General features: G+C 63.2%; 11 protein-coding genes. 6 read left to right on the top strand and 5 right to left on the bottom strand.

What is annotated here, in order from left to right; all coding sequences use genetic code 11:
• The 4 genes from gatA to Q8O80_RS05305 form a co-directional block, all read right to left on the bottom strand.
• Positions 1 to 1,288 (bottom strand): Asp-tRNA(Asn)/Glu-tRNA(Gln) amidotransferase subunit GatA (gene gatA / locus Q8O80_RS05320; RefSeq protein WP_305577699.1); only part of this gene is annotated, 1,288 nt, incomplete at its 3' end.
• A 75-nt stretch (positions 1,289 to 1,363) separates the two neighbouring features.
• Positions 1,364 to 1,846, bottom strand: a complete 483-nt coding sequence (locus tag Q8O80_RS05315; protein WP_305577697.1) for a GNAT family N-acetyltransferase — start codon at positions 1,844 to 1,846, stop codon at positions 1,364 to 1,366.
• A complete protein-coding gene (gatC, locus tag Q8O80_RS05310) occupies positions 1,847 to 2,134 on the bottom strand; it encodes an Asp-tRNA(Asn)/Glu-tRNA(Gln) amidotransferase subunit GatC (RefSeq protein ID WP_305577695.1) in 288 nt (95 codons plus the stop codon). It abuts the gene before it with no gap.
• Positions 2,135 to 2,230: 96 nt separating this feature from the next.
• Positions 2,231 to 2,764, bottom strand: coding sequence for a hypothetical protein (locus Q8O80_RS05305; protein ID WP_305577693.1), 534 nt, complete (start codon positions 2,762 to 2,764; stop codon positions 2,231 to 2,233).
• A 69-nt stretch (positions 2,765 to 2,833) separates the two neighbouring features.
• Here Q8O80_RS05305 and ruvX point away from each other — a divergent pair, with 69 nt between their 5' ends.
• The 5 genes from ruvX (at position 2,834) to dprA (ending at position 7,657) form a co-directional block, all read left to right on the top strand.
• A complete protein-coding gene (gene ruvX / locus Q8O80_RS05300) occupies positions 2,834 to 3,328 on the top strand; it encodes a Holliday junction resolvase RuvX (RefSeq protein ID WP_305577690.1) in 495 nt (164 codons plus the stop codon).
• A 91-nt stretch (positions 3,329 to 3,419) separates the two neighbouring features.
• Positions 3,420 to 4,409 carry an aspartate carbamoyltransferase catalytic subunit gene (locus Q8O80_RS05295; RefSeq protein WP_305577688.1) on the top strand — a complete coding sequence of 330 codons (990 nt, stop codon included), beginning with the start codon at positions 3,420 to 3,422 and terminating at the stop codon, positions 4,407 to 4,409.
• A complete protein-coding gene (pyrC, locus tag Q8O80_RS05290) occupies positions 4,406 to 5,710 on the top strand; it encodes a dihydroorotase (RefSeq protein ID WP_305577686.1) in 1,305 nt (434 codons plus the stop codon). The genes Q8O80_RS05295 and pyrC overlap by 4 nt, the downstream gene beginning before the upstream one ends.
• Before the next feature lie 213 nt (positions 5,711 to 5,923).
• Positions 5,924 to 6,532, top strand: coding sequence for a glycerol-3-phosphate 1-O-acyltransferase PlsY (gene plsY, locus Q8O80_RS05285; RefSeq protein WP_305577684.1), 609 nt, complete (start codon positions 5,924 to 5,926; stop codon positions 6,530 to 6,532).
• A gap of 3 nt (positions 6,533 to 6,535) precedes the next feature.
• Entirely contained in the window at positions 6,536 to 7,657 is a 1,122-nt protein-coding gene (dprA, locus tag Q8O80_RS05280; protein WP_305577682.1) for a DNA-processing protein DprA, read from the top strand.
• Positions 7,658 to 7,829: 172 nt separating this feature from the next.
• Here dprA and Q8O80_RS05275 read toward each other — a convergent pair whose 3' ends face one another.
• Positions 7,830 to 8,861 carry an aldo/keto reductase gene (locus tag Q8O80_RS05275; RefSeq protein ID WP_305577680.1) on the bottom strand — a complete coding sequence of 344 codons (1,032 nt, stop codon included), beginning with the start codon at positions 8,859 to 8,861 and terminating at the stop codon, positions 7,830 to 7,832.
• A gap of 255 nt (positions 8,862 to 9,116) precedes the next feature.
• On the opposite strand from Q8O80_RS05275, the gene Q8O80_RS05270 reads away from it, so the two are divergent.
• On the top strand, positions 9,117 to 9,910 hold a 794-nt coding region (locus Q8O80_RS05270; RefSeq protein ID WP_305577678.1), incomplete at its 3' end, for a DNA topoisomerase.

The following is a 9,910-nucleotide window of genomic DNA, read 5'->3' as shown; positions in this document are numbered from 1 at the left end:
GGTACATCTTGACCGGATCATTGGCCATGGCCTCGTCGCCAATGCCAAACGCCGCCGAGGGCGTGGCTGGCGTCAGGATGGCGTCGACGCCGGCGTGGAAGGCGTCCTCGAAATCTCTCTTGATCAGCGTCCGCACTTTCTGCGCCTTGACGTAATAGGCGTCGAAATAGCCAGCCGACAGCACATAGGTGCCGATCATGATGCGGCGCTTCACCTCGCGGCCAAACCCGGCGGCGCGGGTCAGTTCATACATGTCGGTGATGTCCTTGCCGGTGACGCGCAGGCCGTACTTGACGCCGTCATAGCGCGCCAGATTGGACGAGGCTTCGGCGGGTGCCACGATGTAATAGGCTGGTAGCGCGTATTTGGTGTGCGGCAGACTGATATCCTTGACCATGGCCCCTTCGGCGCGCAGCCAGTCGAGGCCCTGGCGCCACAGCTGTTCAATCTCGGCGGGCATGCCCTCCTGGCGGTATTCGCGCGGCACGCCAATGGTCAGACCCTTGACGCCGCGCTCAACCGCAGCGGCAAAATCGGGCACGGCCACGTCAACGCTGGTGGAATCCTTGACGTCGAAACCGGCCATCGAGGTCAGCATCAGCGCTGCATCTTCAACGGTGCGCGCTATCGGGCCGGCCTGATCGAGCGAGGAAGCAAACGCCACTGTGCCCCAGCGCGAGCAGCGACCATAGGTTGGCTTGATGCCGACCGTGCCGGTGAACGCTGCCGGCTGGCGGATCGACCCGCCGGTATCGGTCGCGGTGGCGCCAGCGCACAGCCAGGCCGAAACAGCGGCCGCCGAACCACCCGAGGAGCCACCCGGCACCAGATTGGCATTGCTGCCTGTCGCGCGGAACGGGTTGATCACATTGCCGTAATAGCTGGTCTCGTTGGACGAGCCCATGGCGAACTCGTCCATGTTCAACTTGCCCAGCATCACCGCGCCGTCGCGCCACAGATTGGCGGTGACGCTTGATTCATATTCCGGCTTGAAGCCATCCAGAATATGGCTGGCTGCCTGGGTGTGCACGCCCTTGGTGGCAAACAGATCCTTGATTCCCAGCGGAATGCCTTCCAGCGCCCCGCCCTGCCCCTGCGCCAGCTTGGCGTCGCTCGCCTTGGCCATGCCCAGTGCCTGCTCGCCCGTGACCGCCACATAGGCGTTCAGGCTCGGATTGGCCTTTTCGATCGCGCCCAGATACGCCCCGGTCAATTCGCTCGAGGTGAAGCTCTTGTCGATGAGGCCCTTGCGGGCAGCGGCCAGGCTCAGTTTGGTCAGGTCAGTCAAAACAGATCTCGCTCAGAAAGGTCGTAGCGGGGTGGCGCAATCGCGCCGATTGAGTTTGCTCGTCTTTGGTTTGGCTTAGGCCGGTTGCGGCACGCTGAGCGACATTTCGAAAAATGCCGACCACGCGCTGCCAGGATAGTCCAGAAACGGTCCGCGAGCCACAAAGCCACTGCGGCTGTAAAGCCGATGCGCCCCGTCAAATCCAGGACCGGTGCCGGTTTCCAGCATCAGCATGGACAAATGCTTCTCCTGAGCCAGCGCCACAATCGCCGCCAGCAGGGCCGAACCAACGCGCTGGCCACGGATTTCGGGCAGCGTGAACATGCGCTTGACCTCGCCCAGTGCCGCCGAATGCACTTTGAGCGCACCCATGCCCACCGGCCGTCCCGCCGCGTCGCGCGCCACGAACACGCTCGTATCGGCCCCCGCCATCTGCTCGACGGTCATCTTGAACTGGAACTCTGGCGGCGATAGCGGCAGCAGATGGTCATTGAGCTGGGCCACCAGGCCCCGCACATCATCCTGCAACGCCGTTTCGATGGCGATGCTGATGCTCATCTATTCGATCACCTTGGGCACCATGAAGAAATTGTCTTCGCTCAGCGGCGCATTGACCACCACCCTGTCGGCATAATCGCCGTCAGTGATTACGTCTTCGCGCAGCCGCAGCGTCATCGGCATCACCGAGGTCATCGGCTCAACGCCCTCGACATCGACTTCTCCAAGCTGCTCGATGAAACCCAGAATCGCATTGAGCTCGCCCTGATAGGCGGCAACCTCATCCTCTTCGATGCGGATGCGCGCCAGGCTCGCTATGCGCTTAACGGTCTTGGCGTCGACGGACATGACTAACTCCACATGGATAGGCTGCAAGGATCGTTATTGCCGCTTCATTAGCAACCACGCAGCCAAAAAGACAATGAAAATGGCTGATGCGCCCGATCAGATTTCCAGCGCCAGCCCAGCCTCCAGCGCTACCAGCCCCGATCCATCCAGCCCGTCACGCAGGATCGGGATGGCCTGATCCACCGCCGCCTCGTCCCCGGCCAGAGCCAGCAGGCGCGGTGCCCGTGCGGCCAGCACCGCCATGCCAATCGCGCTGAGCCAGGCGCCGCTACCAAACACCACCACCACTGCGCCTTCCGCCCAGCGCCCCAAAGCCGGCACAGCGCCCCGGACCAGCAAGAGCGGCGCTTCGCCCATGGCGTCCACCAGCACGGCATCCGGCCCCGCCAACCAGCATTTTACCGGCGGCAACTCCACCCCGTCGTCAATCAGCCGCTGCGGCTGACGCGGTCGCCAGCCTTGCGTATCGAGCACGGGCAGGTCCGCGCCAAAATCACGCACCACTTGATCGGCGCCCGATACCAGCTCGGCCGCGTCGATCCCCGCCGGCGCGCCCGCCGGATCGAGAACCAGAATCACCCCGCCAATGTGGATACGCAGCGTGGTGCCGCCAAACCAGGTCAGTTTCATCGCCGCTTTCCAGTCGCCAAATGCTGCCGCACCCTATAGGACGACACCATTGTGGCAAGTGAGCACTCCATGACTGAAGATGGCCCCGATCAGAGCCAGCACGAGGCAATAGAATACGCCAATCCACTGGCGGCGATCCCCGCAACGGGCAGGATTCTGGGCCTCGATCTGGGCAGCAAGACCATTGGCGTGGCCGTGTCAGATGGCATGCGCTATTCGGCCACCCCGCTCGAAACCATCAAGCGCACCAAATTCACGGCCGACGCCATCCGTCTCGATCAGTTGATCGCCGAGAACGCCATCGTCGCGATCATTCTGGGCCTGCCGCTCAATATGGACGGCTCCGAGGGTCCCCGCGTGCAGTCCACCCGCGCCTTTGCCCGCAGCCTGGCCCAGCGCATCGCCCTGCCCATCGCCTTCTGGGATGAGCGCCTGTCCACCAGTGCCGTCACCCGCGTGATGATCGAGGCCGATATGCGCCGCGACCGCCGCGCCGAAGTCGTCGACAAGCTGGCCGCCAGCTATATTCTCCAGGGCGCGCTGGACCGATTGCGCCACGCCTGATCGGGCGCGTTGCGTCGGGAAAACTCAACAAAAAGTTGAACCGCGCGCGCCCCTCCGCTACACCGCGTCAAATCATAGGGAATGGGAGCGTATGGCCCAAGCTCGCGCCAGCACAACCTCGACGTCATCCGCCAGCTCATCTGGCGATTTTCCCCCTTTCAACCAGCGCCATCTGCTCTCGATTGCCGATTTGCAGCAGCACGAGATCATCCAGTTGCTCGATCGTGCCGAAGCCATGGTGCCGGTGTCGCGCCAGGAGCGCAAAAGCCACCCCACCCTGACTGGCAAGACGCAGATCAATCTGTTCTTTGAACCCTCCACCCGCACCCAGGGATCGTTTGAAATCGCCGGCAAGCGCCTCGGTGCACTGGTGATGAACATGTCGGTGAAATCCAGTTCTGTTTCCAAGGGCGAAACCCTGGTCGATACCGCCACCACGCTCAACGCCATGCGCCCCGACGTCATCGTCGTGCGCCACGGAGCGGCGGGCGCGGTGGAACTGCTCAGCCAGAAGGTCGGCTGCGCCGTGATCAATGCCGGCGACGGTGCCCACGAGCACCCTACCCAGGCCCTGCTCGATGCCCTGACCATCCGCAATCACAAGGGCCGCATTTCTGGACTGACGGTCGCCATTTGCGGCGACATCGCCAATTCCCGCGTCGTCCGATCCAATCTCTTGCTGCTCGGCGCGCTCAATGTGCGCACTCGCGTCATTGCCCCACGAAATCTTTTACCTGTCGGCATTGAACACCTGGCCAGCGAAGTCTTCACCGATATGCGCGAAGGTCTGGCCGGCGCCGATGTGGTGATGATGCTGCGCCTGCAGCACGAACGCGCCCAGGGCCGCATGATCCCTTCGGTACGCGAATATTATCGCTTCTATGGTCTGGATGCCGAAAAGCTCAGCTACGCCAAGCCCGACGCCATCGTCATGCATCCCGGCCCGATGAATCGCGGCGTCGAGATCGACCCCGCCATTGCCGATGGCCCCGCCTCGGTCATTACCGATCAGGTGGAAATGGGCGTTGCCGTGCGCATGGCCGTGCTCGATGCCCTGTTGCCGTCGAGGAATGAACCATGAGCACTCCCGTGAGCCGCCCGACGCTCATCGAAAACGCCCGCATCGTTGATCCTGCCTCCGGCACTGACAGTCAGGGCGCGGTGCTGATCGAAGATGGCCTGATCGCTGAAATCGCCATTGGTGCGCCCATCGGTGTGCCTGACGGCGCCGAAGTCATCAACGCCAAAGGCTTGATTCTGGCGCCCGGGCTTATCGACATGCGCGTTTTTACCGGTGAGCCCGGCAAGGAATACCGCGAAACCCTGCAATCGGCGGGCGATGCCGCCGCTGCCGGCGGCGTCACCAGTTTCGTGATGATGCCCGACACCACGCCCGTGGTGGACGATGGCGCCCTGGTCGATTTCCTCATTCGCCGCGCCAAGGCCACGTCCAGGGTCAACGTCCTGCCGGCCGGTGCTATCACCAAGGGCCTCAATGGTACGGAAATGACAGAATACGGTCTGCTCAAGGAAGCAGGTGCCGTCTGCCTCACCGATGGCCGCCACGCCATCCAGTCGCCGGCCATGCTGCGTACGGCCATGAGCTACGCCGCCAATTATGGAATGATCTTCGTCCATCATCTCTGCGACACCGACCTGGCCGGCGCTGGCGTGATGAATGAGGGGCTATTCGCCACCATTCTGGGCCTCAAGGGCATTCCGCGCGAGGCCGAGACCATTCCGTTGGCCCGCGATCTGCAACTGGCCGCACTGACTGGCGTCAATTACCACGCCGCCCAGATCTCCTGCGCCGCCTCAGTGGAACTGGTGGCGGCAGCCAAAAGGCGTAACAAGTCCGTTACAGCAGGGGTTTCCATCAATAACCTCGCGCTCAACGAGAACGACATCGGCCGCTACCGCACGTTCTTCAAGCTGTCGACGCCCCTGCGCTCCGAAGATGATCGCCAGGCCATTGTTGAAGGCCTGCGCAACGGCACGATCGACACCATCCATTCCGATCACGACCCGCAGGACACCGAGGTCAAGCGTCAGCCCTTCGCTGAAGCCTCGGACGGCGCCATCGGGCTCGAAACCCTGCTCGCGGCTGCGTTGCGCCTGGTTCATTCCGGCGATGTCGACATCCTCACCGTGCTGCGCGCCATGACCAGCCGCCCCGCCGATATTCTTGGTCTTGCCGCCGGCCGTATCGCCGTTGGCGCCCCGGCAGACCTGATCCTGTTCGATCTGGAATATCCCTGGCAGGTCAGCGAGCAGCAACTCCGCTCCCGCTCGCGCAATACCAGCTTCGAAGGCGCCCGCCTCGCCGGCAAGGTCATGCGCACCATCGTGGGCGGCGAAACGGTGTTCGAGCACGTAGATTAGCTCCCGCTAGCCCCACCCTCCAGTCGTCAACCTCGGGCTCGCCCCGAGGGCTCTACACTTGCTGCGCCCTGGCTAGGTACAGTGCCCTCGGGTCAGGCCCGAGCGTGACGATCTGGGTATTTGTCACCCATTTTCAGTCATCGTCCGGCTCCGCCCCCTTGCCGCAACCCCCGCTCTGCGCATACTTCTCACTTCAAAGACGAGGGGAAACCAATGCCTATTGACCTGATGCCGCTCCTCTATGCCGTCGTGCTGGGATACCTCTTTGGCTCCATCCCCTTCGGCTTGCTGCTGACGCGGGCTGCCGGCCTGGGGGATATCCGCACCATTGGCTCGGGCAATATCGGCGCCACCAATGTACTGCGCACCGGCAATCGCTGGATCGCGGCCGCAACCTTGCTGTTGGACGCCTCCAAGGCAGCCGTGCCCGTCCTGCTCGCGAGGGGTCTGTGGGGCGAAGAGGCAGCCATGCTGGCAGGCATCGGCGCCTTTCTAGGCCATTGCTTCCCGGTCTGGCTCAATTTCAAGGGTGGCAAGGGCGTCGCGGTGTTCATCGGCTCGCTGCTGGCGCTGAGCTGGCCGGTTGGCGTGATCTTTTGCGCTGTCTGGCTGTTCATCGCCTTTGCCCGTAGATTTTCCTCGCTGGCTGCGCTGACGGCAGGCGCCACAGCCCCTATCTTTGCCTATGTCGTGGTCAATGAGTGGCTGGCCGGTGCTGCCGCCGTCATGGCCCTGCTGCTGTTCTTCCAGCACCGGGACAACATCGCCCGACTCATCAAGGGCACCGAGCCAAAGATCGGCTCCGAGAAAAAGACGGCCTAAGCGATGGCGCCTGACCAGGGTGCCGCCAGACTGACACCGGCGCAGCGCCTCGCCTGGCTGCGCCTGATCCGCACGGAAAATGTGGGCCCCGCGACTTTTCGGCAATTGATCAACCGTTTCGGTTCGGCCGAGGCCGCGCTGGAGGCCCTGCCCAGCCTTATCCGGCGCAGTGGCAAGTCGGTCCGTATCGCCAGCCAGAGCGAGGCTGAGGACGAGATTGCCGGTCTGACGCGCTATGGCGCCCGCCTTGTGGCCAGCAGCGACCCCGACTATCCGCCACTCCTGCACTATATCCCCGCCGCGCCGCCGCTGCTCACCCTGGCCGCCGGCCCCAATCTGGATTGGCAGCGCACCGTCGGCATTGTTGGAGCCCGCAATGCTTCGGCGGCTGGGGTCAAGATGACACGCCTGCTGGCCACCGATCTGGGAGATCGCGGCTACACCATTGTCTCCGGCCTGGCCCGTGGCATCGACGCTGCCGCCCATCAGGCCACGCTCACCACTGGCACTGTTGCAGTGCTGGCCGGCGGCTTCGACAGGATCTATCCGGCCGAAAACATCCCGCTCGCCCACGCCATTCTCGACCATGGCGGCGCCCTGCTCACAGAAATGCCGCTCGGCTGGGAACCTCGAGCCCGCGACTTCCCCAGGCGTAACCGGCTGGTTTCCGGTCTCTCGCTGGGCATTGTCGTGGTCGAAGCGGCCAAACGCAGCGGTTCGCTGATCACCGCCCGCTTTGCCCTTGAGCAAAACCGCGACGTCTTCGCTGTCCCCGGCTCCCCGCTCGACCCCCGCGCCGAAGGTGGTAATGCCCTGATCCAGCAGGGCGCCAAGCTGATCACCAGTGCCGCCGACATCATCGAAACCCTGGGCAGCGCCGATCCATCGCGCAGCGCGCTGTTCGACCGCGATTGGGAACCCGATCCGGCTCCCGATGCGCCGCCGCCCAGCGCCGACGACAAATCCCGCCTGCTCGCCGCCCTTGGCCCGACCCCCATCGAGGTCGACGAACTGGTCCGCCAATCCGGCCTAAGCGCCGCGTCCATGCAAATGCTGCTGCTGGAACTCGACCTTGCCGGCCAGATCGAATGGTCATCCGGGCAGTTGGTGGCGTTGCGATATTAAATGGGAGCGCCCCTCGCCCCTTGAGGGAGAGGGACAACATGTCTGCGTTCAGCAGAAATGTCAGGGTGAGGGGTTCTGCGTGTCCCACGCGTGGATCTCGCGGGATATGTCTCACCCCTCATCCGCCCCTGCGCGGCACCTTCTCCCCTTGAGGGGAGAAGGGAAGAGGCCGCTACCTTCCGCCCTCAATGTTGCGGTTGCGCTGCCCGATGCCGCCGGCCCCATAGGGATAATCGCTCATTTCCGGCTTGCTGACATCGCTCAGCGTGGCGATCTCTTCCGCGCTCAGCACCAGGTCGGCCGCGCCCAGATTGTCCTTGAGCTGGTCGGTCGTGCGCGCCCCCAGGATCACCGAGGTCACCGCGGGCTGTTGAGACAGCCAGGCCAGGGCCACCTGCGCCATGCTGGCGCCGCGCGCCTTGGCGATATCTTCAACCGCCCCGATCACCGCCCAGGTGATCGGTTGGGCATTGCGCTTGTCGAATGCCTCCATGCCCCGCTTGGGATCTTCGCCCAGCCGGGTCGCGCCGGTCGGCATCTGGTCGCGCTTGTATTTGCCACTCAGCCAGCCGCCGCCCAGCGGCGACCACGGCATCAGGCCGATATCGGCATCGAGCGCTGCCGGCACGATCTCATGCTCGATGTCGCGCACCAGCAGGTTATATTGAGGCTGCAAGGTCACCGGCGGTGCAAAGCCCTTGGCCTTGGCGGTCCACACTGCCTTGGTCAGCTGCCAGCCCAGAAAATTGGAAAACCCGTAATAGGCAATCTTGCCGTTGCCGATCGCGTCATCGAGAAAGCGCAGCGTTTCCTCAATGGGCGTCAGCGCGTCCCAGGCGTGCATCTGGTAGAGATCGATATGGTCCACCCCCAGCCGCTTTAGCGAGGCATCGAGCGCCTCCCTCAGATTCTTGCGCGACAGGCCGAGGTGGTTGGGGCCCTGCCCCATCGGAAAACGCCCCTTGGTGGTCAGCACAAGATCGCGCAACACGCCCGGCCTGCTCTTGAGCCAGCGCCCCACAATCTCTTCGGACACCCCGGCGCTATAGACATTGGCGGTATCGATGAAATTGCCGCCGGCCGCGACATAGTCGTCCATCAACTGGAACGCGGTCGCTTCATCCGATTCCGCGCCAAAGGTCATTGTCCCCAGGCAATAGGCCGACACGACGGCCCCGCTATTACCGAGTTTGCGGTATTCCATTGCAATATCTCCTCGTGGTCGACCCGAAGGACAAGTGACTGCTGCGCCAATGGCGCAGGCCAGAAGTGTCGCTTTCAAGTGAATGGGTCCGGCGCAGAGCTGCGCACCACTCAAGTCTGCACCCCCGCAAGCTTGTATGCAAGATTTCTCTCCCCTACGGGGAGGCCGGGGCTGGCTCACTGTGCCCGTTGACACTTTGTTCCAGCTTCACCATGTTGCGCCACTTCTCATCAAGCGGTTGCGGACAGGTATTCCATGAAGGTCGTTGTCGTTGAAAGTCCGGCCAAAGCCAAGACAATCAACAAATATCTGGGGTCGGATTACCACGTCCTTGCCTCTTTCGGCCATGTCCGTGACCTGCCGGCCAAGGACGGCTCCGTCCGCCCGGACGAGGATTTTGCCATGTCCTGGGAGGTCGACACCGCCTCCAGGAAGCGCATTGCCGACATTGCCAACGCGCTCAAGGGCGCCGACGAACTGATCCTGGCCACTGACCCGGATCGCGAAGGCGAAGCCATTTCCTGGCACGTGCTCGATGTTCTGCAGCAGAAGAAGGCCATCAAGAAGGGCGTCACCGTCCGCCGCGTGCTATTCAACGCTATCACCAAGGACGCCATTCTGGCGGCCATGCAGGTGCCGCGCGAAATCGACATGCCGCTGGTTGATGCCTATCTGGCCCGCCGCGCCCTCGACTATCTCGTCGGCTTTACTCTTTCGCCCATCCTGTGGCGCAAGCTGCCCGGCTCGCGCTCGGCGGGCCGCGTGCAGTCGGTTGCCCTGCGCCTGGTGTCGGATCGCGAGACCGAGATCGAAAAGTTCAAGCCCGATGAATACTGGTCGGTGGAAGCCAAGCTGGCCCAGTCCGGCAAGAGCTTCCTCGCCCGACTCCTCTCGGTAGATGGCAAGAAGACCGACAAGCTGGCCATCAAGGACGGCGAGAATGCCGCCGAGCTGAAAAAGCTCATCGAAGCCGGCCAGTTCAACGTTTCGGCCGTCGACAAGAAGCCGACCAAGCGCAATCCCTATGCGCCCTTCACCACCTCGAGCCT

The organism is Devosia sp. (assembly GCF_030689745.1).
GTDB classification, from domain to species: domain Bacteria; phylum Pseudomonadota; class Alphaproteobacteria; order Rhizobiales; family Devosiaceae; genus Devosia; species Devosia alba.
Note: the sequence above shows the minus strand (reverse complement) of the source record. Positions and strands in the feature narration are given on the sequence as shown.